At 50.9% G+C, this 17,837-nt stretch carries 18 protein-coding genes; 17 read left to right on the forward strand and 1 reads right to left on the reverse strand.

Features of this window, described 5'->3' with window-relative positions; all coding sequences use genetic code 11:
* Window positions 1-227: transposase family protein (locus tag H503_RS11945; protein ID WP_035196195.1), on the reverse strand; the 227-nt coding region annotated here is incomplete at its 3' end.
* Window positions 228-496: 269 nt separating this feature from the next.
* Between H503_RS11945 and H503_RS0107815 the strand changes: the two genes are divergently transcribed.
* From H503_RS0107815 to H503_RS0107895, 17 genes are all read left to right on the forward strand, one after another.
* A complete protein-coding gene (locus H503_RS0107815) occupies window positions 497-997 on the forward strand; it encodes a hypothetical protein (RefSeq protein WP_014128090.1) in 501 nt (166 codons plus the stop codon).
* Window positions 998-1,007: 10 nt separating this feature from the next.
* On the forward strand, window positions 1,008-1,433 hold the full coding sequence (locus H503_RS0107820) for a SoxR reducing system RseC family protein (RefSeq protein ID WP_009016083.1): 426 nt from the start codon (window positions 1,008-1,010) through the stop codon (window positions 1,431-1,433).
* A gap of 1 nt (window position 1,434) precedes the next feature.
* Window positions 1,435-1,704, forward strand: coding sequence for a DUF4321 domain-containing protein (locus H503_RS0107825; RefSeq protein WP_009016082.1), 270 nt, complete (start codon window positions 1,435-1,437; stop codon window positions 1,702-1,704).
* A gap of 10 nt (window positions 1,705-1,714) precedes the next feature.
* Window positions 1,715-2,338: a Maf family protein gene (locus H503_RS0107830; protein ID WP_009016081.1), complete on the forward strand. Its 624-nt coding sequence runs from the start codon at window positions 1,715-1,717 to the stop codon at window positions 2,336-2,338.
* The gene (gene radC / locus H503_RS0107835) at window positions 2,277-2,966 is read left to right on the forward strand and encodes a RadC family protein (protein ID WP_009016080.1); all 690 of its coding nucleotides are present in this window, start codon (window positions 2,277-2,279) and stop codon (window positions 2,964-2,966) included. The genes H503_RS0107830 and radC overlap by 62 nt, the downstream gene beginning before the upstream one ends.
* Before the next feature lie 17 nt (window positions 2,967-2,983).
* Window positions 2,984-4,018 carry a rod shape-determining protein gene (mreB, locus tag H503_RS0107840; RefSeq protein ID WP_009016079.1) on the forward strand — a complete coding sequence of 345 codons (1,035 nt, stop codon included), beginning with the start codon at window positions 2,984-2,986 and terminating at the stop codon, window positions 4,016-4,018.
* Between the two features lie 14 nt (window positions 4,019-4,032).
* The gene (gene mreC, locus H503_RS0107845) at window positions 4,033-4,920 is read left to right on the forward strand and encodes a rod shape-determining protein MreC (RefSeq protein WP_009016078.1); all 888 of its coding nucleotides are present in this window, start codon (window positions 4,033-4,035) and stop codon (window positions 4,918-4,920) included.
* Complete coding sequence (gene mreD, locus H503_RS0107850) at window positions 4,917-5,423, forward strand: rod shape-determining protein MreD (protein WP_009016077.1); 507 nt, start codon at window positions 4,917-4,919, stop codon at window positions 5,421-5,423. Before mreC ends, mreD begins: the two co-directional genes overlap by 4 nt.
* Before the next feature lie 21 nt (window positions 5,424-5,444).
* Window positions 5,445-7,265, forward strand: coding sequence for a penicillin-binding protein 2 (gene mrdA / locus H503_RS0107855; protein ID WP_009016076.1), 1,821 nt, complete (start codon window positions 5,445-5,447; stop codon window positions 7,263-7,265).
* 13 nt (window positions 7,266-7,278) lie between these two features.
* A complete protein-coding gene (gene rodA / locus H503_RS0107860; protein ID WP_009016075.1) occupies window positions 7,279-8,391 on the forward strand; it encodes a rod shape-determining protein RodA in 1,113 nt (370 codons plus the stop codon).
* A gap of 12 nt (window positions 8,392-8,403) precedes the next feature.
* Window positions 8,404-10,266, forward strand: coding sequence for a TIGR03960 family B12-binding radical SAM protein (locus H503_RS0107865; RefSeq protein WP_009016074.1), 1,863 nt, complete (start codon window positions 8,404-8,406; stop codon window positions 10,264-10,266).
* The gene (locus H503_RS11950; protein ID WP_016459927.1) at window positions 10,263-10,982 is read left to right on the forward strand and encodes a TIGR03936 family radical SAM-associated protein; all 720 of its coding nucleotides are present in this window, start codon (window positions 10,263-10,265) and stop codon (window positions 10,980-10,982) included. The genes H503_RS0107865 and H503_RS11950 overlap by 4 nt, the downstream gene beginning before the upstream one ends.
* The gene (locus H503_RS0107875) at window positions 10,979-12,385 is read left to right on the forward strand and encodes an Rne/Rng family ribonuclease (RefSeq protein WP_021736352.1); all 1,407 of its coding nucleotides are present in this window, start codon (window positions 10,979-10,981) and stop codon (window positions 12,383-12,385) included. Before H503_RS11950 ends, H503_RS0107875 begins: the two co-directional genes overlap by 4 nt.
* Before the next feature lie 21 nt (window positions 12,386-12,406).
* On the forward strand, window positions 12,407-13,861 hold the full coding sequence (locus tag H503_RS0107880; RefSeq protein ID WP_009016072.1) for a CCA tRNA nucleotidyltransferase: 1,455 nt from the start codon (window positions 12,407-12,409) through the stop codon (window positions 13,859-13,861).
* A 417-nt stretch (window positions 13,862-14,278) separates the two neighbouring features.
* Window positions 14,279-15,238: a glutaconate CoA-transferase subunit A gene (gene gctA / locus H503_RS0107885; protein ID WP_009016071.1), complete on the forward strand. Its 960-nt coding sequence runs from the start codon at window positions 14,279-14,281 to the stop codon at window positions 15,236-15,238.
* 5 nt (window positions 15,239-15,243) lie between these two features.
* Entirely contained in the window at window positions 15,244-16,047 is an 804-nt protein-coding gene (gctB, locus tag H503_RS0107890) for a glutaconate CoA-transferase subunit B (RefSeq protein ID WP_009016070.1), read from the forward strand.
* 25 nt (window positions 16,048-16,072) lie between these two features.
* Window positions 16,073-17,833 (forward strand): acyl-CoA carboxylase subunit beta, encoded by a 1,761-nt coding sequence (locus H503_RS0107895; RefSeq protein WP_009016069.1) that lies wholly within the window; start codon window positions 16,073-16,075, stop codon window positions 17,831-17,833.
* Window positions 17,834-17,837 lie beyond the last annotated feature (4 nt).

Genomic DNA, 17,837 nt, shown 5'->3' on the forward strand with positions numbered 1-17,837 from the left:
CTTTTATGTAATCGGACAAAAGCCTGTTGGTGCAAAATGGATCCGATAGCAATCCTTTGCCAACGGTAATCCTTGATTCTATCGGTCTTCGCATGACAATTAGGGCATTGGACAACAGCTCGATTCAGTTCCATAATAAATTCAATTTGTTGCTCACTGTGGATGCATTTTTTTATTACGTTACCTTTGACATTCAAGGAATTTGCTATATAATCAAATGTGGACATAGGCCATCTTCCTTTCATTTAGGTTTGGCGATTTAATTGTAAGAGTGGATGCCGTCTATGTCCACTTTTTTATGCAAAAATGGGGTGAGGAAAGAATATTTCCTCACCCCAACATTTATTATAGAACCCTTTTTTCTATGCCCAAGAAGGCACTCTTTCCTATGGGAAAAGGTATGAAAACGAGGGATTTTTTGATATAATATAGAATGTTTATCGTGGAAGGGAACCCATTGTTCCCTATAAGCAATTTTTATAAAGGAGAACTCCCATTGATCGAGGAAATGAAAGAATTCTCCGGTATCGGTGAAACCCGCCGGACCCTGCAGTATGTCACCCTTTTTGTCATTGCCCTTTTCTGGGTCTATGAAGGGTATCGCACCTTTGCCTTATACCGCTTCAGCCTCATGGGATGGGGCTTTAATGTTTTGTTCCTTTTGCTTTATCTGTGGCGGACCGCTTTTTCCTATACCTATGCCTTGACGCCCAGTCATTTCATTATTATCATGTATGGCTTAGGGATTGAACGGCGTCTTTCCATCTCCCTTAACGACATGGAAAGCTTCAGCAACCACTATAAGAAGAGTTTCTTTAGGAAAACGAAGATTGGCAGCTATACCCATCGTTACTCTTCACTTGATCCCAATCCCCAGCGCATCCTGGTCTATCGGAAGGGAAAGAAACTTTGCGGCCTGCTCTTTAAGTGTTCAGACCGCATGATTGCCGAACTGGCTCGCCGTTACCCCAGCCAGTTTCTCGATTTCGGAGCATAAGGAGGCCTTTATGGAGCGTTATATTGGAATTGTGACAGCAGTCAGTGGACAACGAGCCAAGGTCCGTATTGAACGGGGCCTCAAAAAGGGTGAAAAACCGCGCATCCTTGACTGCTGGAATACCTGTGAAGCGAAAAAAGGAACCTATGTGGAAGTGGAAGAACAGACCCTTGGTGAGCGGCAGGGTAAATGGATCGTTCGTGGGATTCCCTTACTGACCCTTCTTGCGGGAGCTATTTTTGGCCGTGCTGTATCCCGCTATCTGCCCTTTGACCTCGGCGTGACTATGTTCATAGGCGCTATTGTCTGGGGGCTTTTGGGATTTCAGTATGCCCGAACCTTTAAACGGGATGTCACAAGCCGCCGCGGTAAGCAATGGGCCGTTACAGGATACTATACGGAAGGCATGCTTCCGGAAGAAAGGGTGGAAAGCTGATATGACTTTTGGTTCCAAGGATCGCTTCTGGTTCTTCCTGTTTCTTGCGGCCGGTGCCATCATCGGCGGTCTTTTGGGAAACTTCCTTGAAGCGTCTCAATTTTTTGGGGCTGGTACGGCCTTTTTGATCCATAAGTATCAGGTCCTTAACATTCCCCCTGTCGATGTGGACCTTTATATCGCCAAGATTACCTTTGGCTTTACGTTTTCTCCCAATTTGGTGGCCATCATCGGCATGATTTTGGCCCTTGTGATCTTTCAGCATCTATAAGGAGGCTGTCATGCAGGTCATTTTGGCATCAAAGTCCCCTCGGCGCAAGGATCTTCTTGTGCAGGTCGGCATGGATCCACTTGTGATGGACAGCTATGTGGAGGAAGTGACGGAAGCCCTTTCTCCAGAGACCCTGGTTCGTGAAAATGCCGCTCGCAAAGGGCGGAAAGTTGCGGCTGCGGTGGCACCAGATGCCCTGGTTATTGCTGCTGATACGGTTGTCGCTGATGAGCGTGGCATCCTTGGCAAACCGAAGGATCGGGAGGAGGCCGTACGCATGTTGCGGCGCCTTTCCGGTAGGACCCATAAGGTCCATACAGGTCTTTATGTGAGCCTAGGCGGCAAAGAACATCTTTCCGTGACGACAACGCAGGTTACGTTTTGCCCCCTTACGGACAGGCTTATTCATCGCTATATTGGAACAGGAGAACCAATGGATAAGGCTGGGGCCTATGGGATCCAAGGGGCGGCCGCCCTTTTCATTCCTCACATAGAAGGCTCCTACAGCAATGTTGTTGGTCTGCCTCTTGCCACTCTTTTTACAGCACTCGATGAACTGGATGTGAAACTAGATGACACAACACTGCTCCATGCACGAAATTGTTCGCGAGGAACGGCCTCGGGAACGGCTTAAGCAAAAAGGGGCCAAGGCCCTAAGCGTAACGGAACTATTGACCATTCTCATTGGTTCGGGAACGCGCAGTGCATCGGCCCTTGAAATCGCTTCACTTTTGACCAGTAGGGAGATGGATCTCGACCAATTGGCCCGTGTGACAAGGATTGAGGAACTCACCCATGTGAAGGGACTTGGCCCAGCTCGGGCTTCGGTCATTGTCGCTGCCCTTGAATTGGGCCGTCGCCTTGCGGAAAAAACAAGCCGCCAAGGAGACCGGATCAGATGTCCCGGCGATGCCGCCCGTATGGTTATGGAACGGCTTCGCTATGAAGTGAAGGAACATGTCCTGACTCTTCTGCTTTCTGCCAAGGGAAAAGTACTGGGAATCGAAGAGGTCTTTGTTGGCAGTGCCAGTCAGGCAACGGTGCATCCCCGGGAAATCTTCGAGACCGCCCTTCATCATCATGCGTCTGCCTTGATCCTTGTCCATAACCATCCGTCCGGGGACCCAATGCCCAGTCGTCCCGATATCCGTCTGACAGAGCGCCTGGCTCAAGTGGGGGGCTTGATGGACATTCCGCTGGCGGACCATATCATTATTGGTGATGGAATCTACTACAGTTTTAAAGATGCGGATCAGTTATAAAGAAAGAGGGATCATGCGTGTTTGATTTGTTCGGCTCCCTGTCTTCCACCATGGGCGTGGACCTGGGAACAGCCAATACTTTGATTTATACAAAAGAAAATGGCATCATTGTCCGGGAACCCTCCTTGGTAGCGCGCCATAAAAAAACGGGCAGGATACTGGCTGTTGGCAGCGAAGCCAAACAGATGGAAGGCCGGACACCGGATTTTCTTGAAACCCTCCATCCCTTGCGTGATGGGGTCATTGCTGATTTCGATGTAACTGCCGCGATGCTGCGCATCTTTCTCAAAAAAGCACTTCGTGGGCGTAAATTTGTTCAGCCCACGCTTGTTGTCAGCGTTCCCTGCGGTGTCACAGCCGTGGAACGCAGGGCTGTCATCGACGCGGCAACTCAAGCCGGCGCGCGGGACGCTTATCTTATTGAGGAACCCCTTGCTGCTGCATTGGGGGCTGATATGCCCGTCCGGGAAGCGGCGGGAAACATGGTGGTGGACCTGGGCGGCGGTACAACGGAAGTGGCGGTCATCTCCATGGGAAAGATTGTCCTTTCCCGGACGCTCCGATTGGGCGGCGATGCCCTTGATGAATCTCTGGTTCAGTATATCAGGAGACAGTACAATCTCATGATCAGTCCCGCAATGGCTGAGCGGATGAAGATGGAAATTGGTTCCCTTGCTGAAAGTACACAGCCCCAGGCCATGGAAATCCGGGGCAGGGATCTGCTTACAGGCCTTCCCAAGCCGCTTGCAATAAACCAGAATCAACTTCTGCCGGCACTTTACGAGCCCCTTCGTGAAATCATCGATGTGGTGAAGACCACCCTTGAAATGACCCCGCCGGAACTTGCCAGCGATATCATGGACCGGGGCATTGTCCTGACGGGCGGCGGAGCTCTTTTGCGCAATCTCGACCGGGTCATGGCCCGTGATACGGGCATGCCCGTACGGATTGCGCCCGATGCACCTCTTTGTGTTGTCCTCGGTACGGGTAGGGCCGCACGCAACTTTAATTCATTCCGGCGGAAGAACCATCCTGCCAAGAGTCATAAATAAGGAAGAGTAGAAGCATGATGCAGGAAAGAAAAATTAGGCTGGCCATTTTTGTGGTCATTGGCCTTCTCGTGGGCGGAATCATCCTTGATGCCCTCTCACGTTTTACTGTGGTCAATTCGGCCATTGCCACCCTTGTAAGACCCATCAATTTCATAGTCGGTGGGGCCGCTTCTGGCGCCCGCAGTGTATCGGATTTTTTTACGTCGAAAGGGACGCTGCAGAAAGAAAATGCGGCACTCAAGACGGAGAACGACGACCTGCGTCAGAACAATGTGGAACTCATTGCCATGAAGGCAGAGAACGAACGGCTCAGCAAACTTCTGAAGTTCAAGGAGCTCCATCCCAAATACGAACTCATGCCGGCCAAGGTCATCAGCCGGGACATGGGGGATTTTAAGGATGTTATCCTCATTGATAAAGGCAGTGATGAGGGGCTGCGACTTAATATGCCTGTCGTCAATGCTTCCGGGATCATTGGCATCATCGATGCGGTCTATCCCCATATGTCCAAGGTTCTTTTGATTACGAGTTCGCGGAGCAGCTTGGGAGGGCTTAACTTGCGCGGTGATTCCAGGGCCGCCGGGATTGTAAATGGTGTTGCCGGCCCCGATCTTTCCCTTGAAATGCGCAACCTTGCCCGGAACGCGGATGTGCTCCCTGGTGATACAATTGTTTCAAGCGGATATACTGGCTATCATCCAGAGGGGCTTGTCATTGGCACCGTGGAAGATGTTCAGATGGATCCGGGAGGTCTGACCAAAACGGCTTCAATCATTCCCTCTGTGGACTATACCCATCTGGAAGAAGCCCTTGTCATTACGAACTATGCCGGTTTTGCTGACTTTCTCCGCGAAGAGGGAAAAGATCCTAATAAGAACATTAAAGGGGGAGCTGGCCGATGAACACCTTCTTGTGGCTCTTCCTTAATCTCTTCCTCTTTTCCTTGAAAACCCATTGGTTCCTCCTTTTTACCACGTATGATTCTCCTGATTTTCTTCTTCTTTTGCTTATCCTCTATGCCCTTGATCAAGGAGGCCGCAAAGGGGCCCTGTATGGAATTGGTATGGGGCTTTTCCTCGATGTGGTCTCTTTTGGCTATTTTGGCTATCATTTGGTGACACGCGCTTTGGTGGGTGCTTTTATTGGCAGCAACCGTATGAACGTCTTTGCTGATCGGATGCCTACTTATATGATTCTAACCGCACTCGTGACGCTCCTTCTGGGTGTGGTGCGGGGCCTGTTTCTCTGCGTCATGCTCCATCGCTGGATGCCTTTTGTCCCCTTTGCGCTTTGGACACTGCGTTCCATTGGCTGGAACCTCATTATGGCCCCTCTTGTTTGGGTCATCTACCAAAAGGTCAAGGAGCGCTTCTTGCGCCGCCATTCCTATTATTATCATCTGTAACGAGTGAGGAAGGATACCATCGTGCTGAATAAAAAATATGCGTATCGCTTGGAATTCATGCTCGTCGCTTCTGCCCTCATCGTCTTTTTCTTGATTGGCCGCATGTTCTATCTGCAAATCATCAAGGGCAGTTACTACAGCCGTCAAGCCGAGGGTAATCGGACGCGCTACACGCGGATCCTTGCGCCGCGGGGCATCATCTATGACTGTAATGGGGAGGAACTGGCCAATAATCAGCCCGGTTTCATGGTTTCCTTGGCACACCGCAACACGGGCTACAGGGATGAAACAATCGAGCGCCTATCGGAACTGGTCCATATTCCTGTGGACAAGATCAAGGAAACCATCAATCTCCATGGCGGTTCGGCAGAACCTATCCGTATTGTGCGCAACGCACCGCCCGACGTGGTCGCCAAAGTAGAAGAAAACCTGCGCTACCTGCCTGATGTCATGATTGAGGTCCAGCCTGTCCGAACTTATCCCAATAAGGAACTGGCTGTCCACGCCTTGGGGTATGTGGGCGAAGTCAGTGAATATGAAATCGAACAGGGTGTTTATGAAAACCTCAAAGCAGGTGACATCATCGGTAAATTTGGCCTGGAAAGCTATTATGATAAGTACCTGCGCGGTACGGACGGCAGTTACCGAGAGGAAGTCGACGTCAATGGCCGCGTTATCCAGGTCATGGACAAGGTGGAACCAAAGCCTGGTCAAGGGCTGGTGCTTACTATTGACGCTAAGCTCCAGCGTATCACTGAAGCCGCCGTCGACCGGCAGCTCAAAGCCATTGGAGCCCGCGGTGCCGCCGTCGTGGTCCTTGATCCCAATAACGGGGAAATCAAGGCCCTTGTTTCCCGACCTGGTTTTGATCCCAACTGGTTCGTAAACGGTATCAGTGAAAAGAACTGGAACTACATCAATACGGATCCATTTCATCCTATGACGGATAAAGCCATTGCCGGCGAATATCCGCCGGGATCGACTTTTAAGATTGTTACGGGTTCGGCAGCCCTTGAAGAAAAGAAAGTTACTCCCGATGAACTCATCTTTGACTCTGGCCGACACTGGCTCGTCGATATGCGCAATGCTGGCGGTGAAGCCTTAGGATGGATCAATTTCAAACGGGCCCTATCCGCTTCGGATAACGTCTATTTCTATGAAATGGGCAATCGCCTCGGCATCGATTTGCTTGACCAATATGCCGAAAAGTTCGGTTTTGGGAAGAAAACTGGGATTGACCTTCATGGGGAGGCCTCAGGCCTTATTGCAACCCCGGCTTACAAGAAAAAGGTCTTTGAAGACGAATGGTACTTGGGCGATACGTTCAATACAGCCATTGGTCAGGGCTTTACCTTGGCAACACCCATGCAGGTTGCGGAAATGCTTGCGGCTGTGGCGACCGATGGAAAGCGCTACAAGCCCCATCTTGTGAGCAAGATCATCAACGACGACGGCAGTGTAGCCGAACGCTTTGAACCGCAGGAAGAAGGTAGTCTGCCGGTTTCCCAGAAAACCTTGGACCTTATCCAGGACGGTCTCCGAGCGGTGACGGAAGAAGGTGGGACAGCATCGGCCCTAAAATCCCTGCCTGTTGATGTGGCCGGTAAGACCGGTACGGCAGAAAACCCCCATGGCAGGGACCATGGCTGGTTCATTGCTTATGCTCCGGCCAAGAATCCCAGCCTTGTTGTGGTCTGCGTTGTGGAGCAGGGCAGTTATGGGTCGGTTTCAGCCGCGCCTATTGTTCAGTCTATCTTGGAATATGCCTTTACGACACCGGGTGTCAAAAAGCCCGGCAGCGGGTCTTCGAAAGATAAAACGACCCCGAAGAAGAAAGGGTAAGTGAGGAGAAAGCATGCGTCATTCCTTTAAAAAGTATTTTCGGAACGTGGATAAGGTCCTTTTTTTGAGCGTCATGCTGCTCATTGCTATCGGCCTTGTTTTGATTGCCAGTGCTACCCATGCCAATATTCCCGGTCCCCATCGCTACCGCTTTGTTTTTCGGCAGGCTCTTTTTGTTATCGTGAACCTCATTTTGGGCGGTTACCTGATGCGTTTTGATTACCGCATCTTAAAACATGTTGCCAAACCTCTGTATATTTTCAATCTGGTTATGCTGGTTGCCGTCATGGTTGTCGGGAAAAGTGCTTTAGGTGCGCAGCGCTGGCTCCAATTGGGCCCCATCAGCATTCAGCCCAGTGAGTTTTCCAAAGCTATCATGATTGTCTGTCTGTCCTCTTTTGTGGAATCGCGGCTGCCGACGTTAACGGACTTTCGCAGTTGGATCCCTGTTTTTCTCTATGTCTTTGTTCCTTTTCTCCTGGTTATGCGTCAGCCTGACCTAGGAACAAGCCTCGTCTTTATGGCGATTCTCTTAGGTACAATGATCATCTGCGGCTTCAGGATCCGTTATTTTCTCATCATGGGCGGTTTGGGTCTTGCTTCAGCACCTCTTATCTGGCACATGCTTCATGAGTACCAGAAAAACCGGATCCGCGTCTTCCTCAATCCCGGACTTGAACCGTACGGGAGTGGTTACCATGTCATTCAGTCCATGATTGCTATTGGTTCCGGTCTTTTTTTTGGCCGTGGTCTTTTTAATGGAACCCAGAGCCAGCTTAACTTTCTTCCTGAAAATCACACGGACTTTATTTTCGCCGTGGCCGGCGAAGAGTTTGGGTTTGTTGGGGTGACACTGATCCTGATTCTCTACTTGATTGTCATCGTCAGGGGCATCACGATTGCCCTTCATGCAAGCGATGATTTTGGAACCCTGCTTGCTGTTGGGATTGTTTCTATGTTTACCTTTCATATCCTGGTCAATGTGGGCATGACGAGCAATGTTATGCCCGTAACAGGGGTTCCGCTGCCCTTTATGAGCTATGGTGTCAGTTCCCTTACGACCAATATGCTCATGGTGGCTCTTTTAATGAATATCCATGCTCATCCCAAGACCTTGAGATTTTAGTAAGGAGGCCCTATGCACAAGGATTTACCGATTGATATCCTCAGTGCTGTCGAAAAACCAGCCCGTTATACGGGAATGGAATTTGGCAGCATCGTCAAACCGGAAAGCGAGGTCGAGGTTTCCTTTGCCCTCGCTTTTCCTGATACCTATGAAATTGGCATGAGTTACCTGGGGTTTAAGATCCTTTATGCCATTCTCAATAAACAGCCCTATATCCAAGCTGAACGGGTCTTTGCGCCCTGGGTGGATATGGAAGACAAGATGCGAGAGCGCGGGATTGCTTTGGAAAGCCTTGAAACGAGCCGCCGTCTTGGTAATTTTGATCTTGTAGGATTTACCCTCCTTTATGAAATGAGCTATTCCAATATCCTGAATATGATGGATCTAGGCGGGGTTCCCATTTGGGCCAAGGACCGCGGCCTTGATGATCCCTTTGTCTGTGCTGGCGGTCCCTGTGTCTTTAACAGTGAACCTTTGGCTGATTTCCTGGATTTTTGTATGCTTGGCGATGGGGAACGCATCATTGTGGAAGTCTCCGATGCCTACCGGGCCTGGAAATCAGAAGGAAAACCCGGTGGACGGAAGGAATTCCTGCGCCGTGTGGCTAGGATCCAGGGCGTATATGTACCGAGTTTCTACACCGTGACCTATCATGCTGACGGGACCATCAAGTCTGTGACACCCAATGAACCGGGCGTTCCGGCAACGGTCTATAAGCGGGTGGAACCGGATATCAACGATCTTGATTTTCCGACCCATCCAATTGTTCCTTATGGAGACACGGTTCATGACCGGATCATGCTGGAACTCTTCCGCGGCTGTTCCCGCGGCTGTCGGTTCTGCAATGCAGGCATCATTTACCGTCCGGTTCGGGAACGAACACCGGAGAACGTCAAGAAACTGGCCCGCGAACTGGTACCGGCAACAGGATACAACGAAATGAGCATGTTCTCCCTAAGTACGGCGGACTACTCTCAGTTGGATCCCCTGGTACGGGATCTTTTGGAAGAATTCAAGGATGACAAGGTGAGCGTTTCCCTGCCGAGTCTGCGCATTGACAGTTTTTCTGTAAAACTGGCACAGGAAGTTCAGGCCGTTCGTAAGAGTGGGCTGACCTTTGCTCCTGAAGCCGGCAGCCAGCGCATGCGTGATGTGATCAATAAAGGAGTTACAGAAGAAAATCTCATGGATGCGGTGGGCGCGGCTTTTGAAAATGGCTGGTCCCAGGTAAAACTTTATTTCATGATCGGCCTGCCGACAGAAACCGATGAGGATATCCTTGCGATTGCTCATCTTGCCCGGGCCGTGAAATGGCAGTACAAAAAGATTACGGGCCGCTTTGGGGCCCGCGTTACGGTAAGCGTGTCCAACTTTGTCCCCAAACCCTATACGCCTTTTGCTTGGGTGGGACAGAATACAAAAACAGAATTTGACCGGAAGCATATGCTCCTTAAGGAAGTCTTCGACACGATGAAAAATGTCAATTTCCAGTATCATGATTCCCTCACAAGTCTCATGGAAGGCGTCCTTGCCAGGGGCGACCGCCGTCTTTCCAAAGCCATCTACTTGGCTTTTCGGGACGGGGCCCGTTTTGACAGCTGGTCCGAACATTTTTCCTTTGACCGCTGGAAAAAAGCCATTGAAGGAGCTGGACTTGATATGGCCTTCTACAACAACCGCCCGCGCGGAAAAAATGAGAAGTTTCCTTGGGAGCACACGAGCTGCGGCGTTTCCCGTGGCTTCCTGTGGAAAGAATACGAACGGGCCCAGGAAGCTGCTTTGACCCCGGATTGTCGGCGTGGAGCCTGTACGGGCTGTCAGGTCTGTCAGCAGCTGGGGGTCAAGATCATTGATTGGAAGGGGAAGGAAGCATGAAACTACGGTTGCAGATCACAAAAGAATCCGGAATCCGGTTCATTTCCCATCTGGAATATCTGAAAACCTTGGAAAAAGCCATTCGTCGGGCTCGGATTCCTGTTGCCTATTCCCAAGGCTTTAATCCCCATATGAAGTTTTCCTTGGCTTCTGCCCTGAGTGTAGGGGTGACGAGCAGGGCCGAATTTCTGGAACTATATCTGCGGGAGCCCGTTCCCCTAAAGGACCTCGTTGATGCCCTTTCCTGTAATCTTCCCATGGGCATCCATATCGTACGTGCCGACCTAGCAGATGATAAGGCCCCGAAACTCATGGCTTCGGTTGCAGGAACGACTTATTTGGTGAAGGTCCCCTGTGCGGCAGATCCTTCAGACGGGCTTCAGCGCTATGAAAGGGCGGAAAAGGCTCTTTATACGAAAACACATGGCAAGGGCAAGGGCAGCCCGCGCATCGTGGATGCCAAAGCTTTCGTCCCCTATGTGCAGGCTTCATATGAAGGGGGCATGCTGACGCTCCAATTTGACTGTCTGGTTTCCCAGGAAGGCAGCATGAAGGCCGCCGAGCTCTTGAAGGTCCTTCACGATGACTTCGGTCTCTCCCTTGACCTTGAAAAAGCGGATATTGCCCGTCTTGACCTATACGCAGCAGGCCCTAATGGAGAAAAAAGGCCGCTCCTTCAGGCAGATGGTATGACGCTGGAAAGCGGCGCCCTATGACCGCCATCTTTGTCAGTGTCAAACCGGAAGAAACCCGCATGGGACTGGTATTTGACAGCAAGCTCCGCGACTTTGCCGTTGAGCGCCGTGGGGAGGGAAACCTTGTTGGCAATATTTACCGAGGCCGTGTATCGAATGTTGTGCCTGGCATCCAGGCTGCCTTTATCGATCTTAATGTGGGGAAAAATGGGTTCCTGACACTGCATAAACAGGATCGCCTGACGGAAGGCCAGATGCTTCTTGTCCAGGTTGTCAAGGACTGTCGGGGAACCAAAGGGCCGGGTGTCACGCGAAACGTGACCTTGCCGGGCCGTTACATCGTCCTTGAACCTTTTGGCAATCGTATTTCCCTGTCGCGGAAGATTACCTGCAAATCCCTCCGTACTCGTCTGCGGACGCTCGTCCAAAAGAGTCTTCCTGAGGGGATGGGGGTTGTCATCCGAACCGCAGCGGCTAAGGCCGCCGACGAGGAAATCGAAAATGATTTGCGTCAGCTCCTTGCCAGTTGGCAGGTCCTTCTGCGCCGAAGCAAAGTGGGGAGGGGCCCGCAGCTGCTTTATCGGGAACTGGATCTGTCCATCCGTATGATCCGGGACTATGTGACAAAAGATGTGCAAAAAATCATTGTCGATGATGAAGCGACCTATCATACGGTGGAAGAACTTCTTCAAGATATGGGCCTTACGGAAATCCGGACCGAATGGTATCAGGAAAAGGAAGATCTCTTTACCCATTATGGACTCAATGAAGAAATTGCCAGCATTTCTGACCGGGTGGTTCCCCTGCCTGGCGGTGGTTCTCTTGTCTTTGACTATACGGAGGCCATGACGGTCATTGATGTCAACAGCGGGCACTATTCAACTGGCAGTGACAGGGAGGAGACGAGCCTTGCCACGAATCGGGAAGCGGCCTTGGAAATTGCCCGTCAGTTACGGCTGCGGGATATCGGCGGCATCATCGTTGCTGATTTCATTGATATGGAGCGCAAGGAGGAACAGGAGGAAATCCTGGACCTCTTGCGCCGGGAATTTGCGATGGACCGCATGAAGCCCCGTGTTATGGGCATGACAGCCTTGAATCTTGTGGAGATGACGCGGATGAAGGCGCGGCGCAATCTCTTTGGTACCGTCTATACGACTTGTCCCATGTGTCAGGGAAGCGGCCGTGTGGAATCGCCAGAAACGGTCTATGTGGAAATCCGGCGCCGGCTGCGCAGCCTTTATCTCGATCATGCCATGGCCCGCAGTTTGGTCCTTTCTGTTCACCCTCTGGTAGAGGAATGGATTCGCATCCATGGGATGAAAGACATGGAACAGGAATTTGGTGCCAAGATTCGCTTGGTTTCCAATCCATCATTGGCCGTGGGTGTCTTTACGCTCCTCAATGCCCCTGATGGGGATTAAGTCATGAAAGGAGGCCCCTTGATGGCGGCCCTATTTCCTTCATATGTCATAACGGTTCTGGAACTGTTCCGAAAACATGGATTTGAAGCCTATGTCGTTGGCGGAGCCGTGCGCGATCTGCTTTGCGGAAAGCATCCCCATGACTACGATATTGTCACGAGCGCCCGACCGGAAGAAACCCGCCGTCTTTGCAAAGGGGCGGGTCTTTCTGTTGTGGAAAACCTGGGCGAAAATTTCGGTGTCCTGGTCCTTCTTGTAGAAGGACGAGCCGTTGAAGTTGCTGCCTACCGCAAGGAAGTTTATGGAACGGATGCGCACCGCCCTAGCGGTGTTGCGTACTGCCAGACCCTGGAAGAAGACCTGGCACGAAGGGACTTTACGGTCAATGCCATGGCGATGGATCTTGCGGGGAACTTGACCGATCCCTATAGCGGACAGCGTGACCTTGAGCATCATGTCCTGCGTGTGGTAGGATCTCCTTCGGACCGTTTTTCTGAAGATGCCCTGCGCATGTTCAGGGCCTGCCGTTTTGTCGCACAGCTCGGCTTTCTTCCCGAGGCTGGTATCCTCCCGGCAATCAAGGCGGAGGCACCGCGTGCAAAGGGCCTCTCTCTTTCCCGTGTCAAGGCGGAGCTGCATAAACTTCTTAGGGCACCCTACGCTGGTCAGGGCATGAATCTCATGGTCCAAAGCGGTCTTGCAGGGATGTCGTGCCGAATCAAAAAAGAGGGAACCTATGAAAGCGTCCCCATTTTGCCGGAGCTTCTCGATCTTGTGGGTGTCCCTCAAAATCCTCGCTTCCATCCCTTTGATGTATGGGGCCATATCTGGCATGCCTTGGACCACAGTGACGGTTCCCTGACTTTGGGATGGGCCATCCTGCTTCACGATGTGGGGAAGGGAAGGAAAGGTGTCAGGGGCATTCGCCCCGATGGCATGCCCAGTGACCATGGACACGACAAGGTGGGAAAAGCCATGGCGGAAAGCATTCTCCACCGTCTGGGGGAAAACGGAGCCCTAGTGAACCGTGTGGCTTTTCTTGTAGGAAACCATATGCATTTTGGACCTGCTCGATTCCTGCCGGATGCGGCACTTTGGCGCTGGCTTCGGAAGGAAGCCCGCAGCGGGGCGTTCCGCTGTACCAAGGACTTGCAGGAAGCATTCCGGGAATTGGGGACCCTTTGCCTTGCCGATATGGCAGCCACAACGGCTTCGGCAGAAAGTCAGGCGCTGGCGCGCCATTTTGCAGATCAGCTTTTTCTGATGGCCGGTACTATGCCCGTCCATACAGCAGACCTTGCCATAAGCGGGCGGGACCTTATTGCTGCGGGAATTCCGCAAAGGGTCCTTAAAAGGCTGCTGCCCCTGCTTCTTTCCCGTGTTCAGGACCGAAATCTTTCCAATACCCCTGAAGCGCTCCAGAGAGCAGCGGACATCTGGTGGAAAAAGGAAAAAGAAAAAGGACCCACGTCTTAACGTTTCCGTTTAAAAATATAACTACATTTTGATTGCATACGGGATACCCCTTGAAAACGGGGTCCCGGTTTTTTTTCATATGTAACATTTTTTTATCTATTTTCGTGGAAAAAAGGAAAAAGCACGATTATTGTTATGGGGCCTATTTAGAAAAAACCTAGGAAAAATGGGCTTTTTTAGTTTTTTAATAAAAAAATTGTCCGAATTCATATAAAATTGTTAAAAAACGCATAAATCCTTGAAATTGAATTTAAAAAAATAGTTATTTGTGTTATAATCGCTTTGTACTATGAAGAGTGATACCAATCGGAACCTGAATCGAGAATGTTCAAAGGGGGATGGATGATTTAGCGGACGATGGTTCCGGAACTTCAGCATGCTTAGCCAAAGTATGGAAATTAAAAGGAGGTTTTTGCTTTGAGTAAAGTAATGACGTTAAAAGACGCTATTGCAAAGTATGTCCACAGTGGTGACCATCTTGCACTGGGTGGTTTTACGACTGACCGTAAACCGTATGCAGCCGTCTATGAAATCCTGAGACAGGGAATCACGGACCTGACCGGACTTTCCGGTGCTGCCGGCGGTGACTGGGATATGCTCATTGGCTGTGGCCGTGTCAAGGCATATATCAACTGCTACACGGCTAACTCTGGTGTAACGAATGTTTCCAGACGCTTCCGTAAATGGTTCGAAGCGGGCAAACTCACCATGGAAGATTATTCCCAGGATGTCATCTATATGATGTGGCATGCCGCTGCCCTTGGCCTTCCGTTCCTTCCGGTTTCCCTGATGCAGGGCTCCAGTCTTGAAACCGAATGGGGCATCAGTAAGGAAGTCCGCAAGACCCTCGATAAGGTTCCTGATGACAAATTTGTCGAAATCAAGAACCCGTTCAACGACAAACAGCGCGTCCTCGCCATTCCTGTTCCTCAGATTGATGTAGCCATCATCCATGCCCAGCAGGCTTCTCCGGATGGTACGGTTCGCATCTGGGGCGGCAAGTTCCAGGATGTCGATATTGCTATGGCTGCTAAGCACACCATTGTTACGTGCGAAGAAATCATCAGCAACGAAGAAATCCGCCGCGATCCGACCCAAAACGACATCCCCTGCATGTGCGTAGATGCGGTTGTCTTGGCTCCTTATGGCGCTCATCCGTCTCAGTGCTTCGGCCTGTATGACTATGATAATCCGTTCCTGAAGGTCTACGATGTTGTTTCCAAGACCCAGGAAGATTTCGATGCATTCTGCAAGGAATGGGTCTTCGACCTGAAAGATCACGATGAATACCTGAACAAACTGGGCGCAACCCGCCTCATCAACCTGAAGGTTGTTCCTGGTCTTGGGTATCATGTTGATATGACGAAGGAGGGCTAATTAGGATGGCTGATTACACGAATTACACCAATAAAGAAATGCAGGCAGTTACCATTGCCAAGCAGATTAAAAATGGTCAAGTCGTAACCGTTGGGACCGGGCTCCCCTTGATCGGTGCCAGCGTTGCTAAGAGAGTCTATGCTCCGGACTGCCACATCATCGTAGAAAGTGGCCTCATGGACTGCTCCCCTGTTGAAGTACCTCGTTCCGTTGGTGACTTGAGATTCATGGCTCACTGCGGTACCATTTGGCCTAACGTTCGTTTCGTCGGTTTTGAAATCAACGAATACCTCCATAAGGAAAACCGTCTCATCGCTTTCATCGGCGGTGCGCAGATCGACCCCTATGGTAACGTAAACTCCACCTCTATTGGTGACTATCATCATCCGAAGACCCGTTTCACTGGTTCTGGCGGCGCAAACGGCATTGCAACCTATTCCAATACGATCATCATGATGCAGCATGAAAAACGCAGATTCATGGACAAGATCGACTACGTGACCAGCCCGGGTTGGATTGATGGCCCTGGCGGACGTGAAAGACTGGGCCTTCCCGGCGAAGTAGGGCCTCAAATGGTTGTTACGGACCGCGGGATCCTCAAATTCGACGAAAAGACCAAGAGAATGTACCTGGCTGGATATTATCCGACCTCTTCCCCCGAAGACGTCATTGAAAATACGGGTTTTGAAATCGACGTTTCCCGCGCTGTTGAATTGGAAGCTCCGGAACCGTCCGTTATCAAATTGATTCGTGAAGAAATTGACCCGGGCCAAGCCTTCATCAAAGTGCCTGTGCCGGAAGCCAAATAAGAGATAAGTAGGAGGAACGAAAAACATGGGTTTTTACTCTATGCCCCGTTATTTTGAACATATGCCGCAGGTCGGCAAACCGATGAAGAAAGCGAATCCGGAAAACGAAGCTCAGCTGAAAGCCATCGAAGCCGAGATCCACGAACTCATCAAAGCCGCCCAGTCTGCTGGCCGCAGTGATGAATCCCTGAATGAATCCGGTCAGCTGACTGCACTGCAGCGCGTTGAAAAACTGGTTGAACCGGGCACTTTCAGACCGCTCAACACCCTGTACAATCCCGAAGGCAACAAGAACGGTTCCGTCAGCATTGTCAAGGGCTTGGGCCGCATTAACGGCAAGTGGGCTGTTATCGTTGCTTCTGACAACAAGAAGCTTGCCGGTGCCTGGGTACCGGGCCAGGCCGAATGCCTGCTCCGTGCTTCTGACACGGCAAAGACCCTGCGCATCCCTCTTGTCTATGTCCTGAATTGCTCTGGCGTTAAGTTCGACGAACAGGAAAAGGTTTATCCGAACCGCCGTGGCGGTGGTACGCCTTTCTTCCGCAATGCTGAACTGAACCAACTCGGTATTCCTGTTATCGTAGGCATTTATGGGACGAACCCTGCTGGCGGCGGTTACCACTCCATCAGCCCGACCATCCTCATTGCCCACGAAAAAGCCAATATGGCTGTTGGCGGCGCCGGAATCCTTGGCGGAATGAGCCCGAAAGGCTACATTGATATGGAAGGCGCTGAACAGATTGCTGAATCTGTTGCAAAAAGCGGCAAGACCGAGCCCCCTGGAGCGGTTGATATCCATTACACTGAAACGGGTTTCTTCCGTGAAGTTTATGCTTCCGAAGAAGGTGTTCTTGAAGGCATCAAAAAATATATTGGCATGCTGCCGAGCTACAATCCGGAATTCTTCCGTGTTGACGATCCGAAAGCACCGGCCCTGCCTCTGGATGACCTCTACTCCTTGGTTCCGCTGAACGACAAGAGAGCCTATGATATGTATAACGTCATTGGCCGACTCTTTGATAACAGTGAATTCAGTGAATACAAGAAGGGTTACGGCCCTGAAATGATTACCGGTATGGCAAAGGTCAACGGCCTTGTGGTCGGTGTTGTTGCCAACTTCATGGGCCTGTTGATGAACTATCCTGAATACAAGACCGGTGCTGTTGGTATGGGCGGTAAGCTCTATCGGCAGGGTCTCATCAAGATGAACGAATTCGTGACGCTCTGCTCGAGAGACCGTCTGCCAATCATCTGGATCCAGGATACGTCCGGTATCGACGTTGGCAACGACGCTGAAAAAGCCGAACTGCTTGGTCTGGGTCAATCCCTGATCTATTCCATCCAGAATTCCAACATTCCGCAATTCGAAATTACTCTGAGAAAAGGTTCTGCAGCTGCTCACTACGTACTGGGCGGGCCTCAGGGCAACGATACGAACGCGTTCTCCATTGGCACGGCTGCCACGGAAATCTATGTCATGAACGGCGAAACCGCTGCTGTGGCTATGTATTCCAGACGTCTTGCTAAAGATAAGAAAGCCGGCAAGGACCTGCAGCCGACCATAGACAAGATGAATGCCCTAATCGAAGCTTTCCATACGAAATCTCGTCCGAAGGTTTGTGCTGAACTCGGCCTTGTCGATGAAATCGTTGATTTCACTAACCTTCGTGGCTATGTAGAAGCCTTCGCCGAAGCTGCTTACCAGAATCCGAAATCTGTTTGCCCGTTCCATCAAATGCTGCTGCCAAGAGCCATCAGAGAGTTCGATACCTTCACGAAGAAATAATTTC

The organism is Acidaminococcus intestini DSM 21505 (assembly GCF_000425045.1).
GTDB classification, from domain to species: Bacteria; Bacillota; Negativicutes; order Acidaminococcales; family Acidaminococcaceae; genus Acidaminococcus; species Acidaminococcus intestini.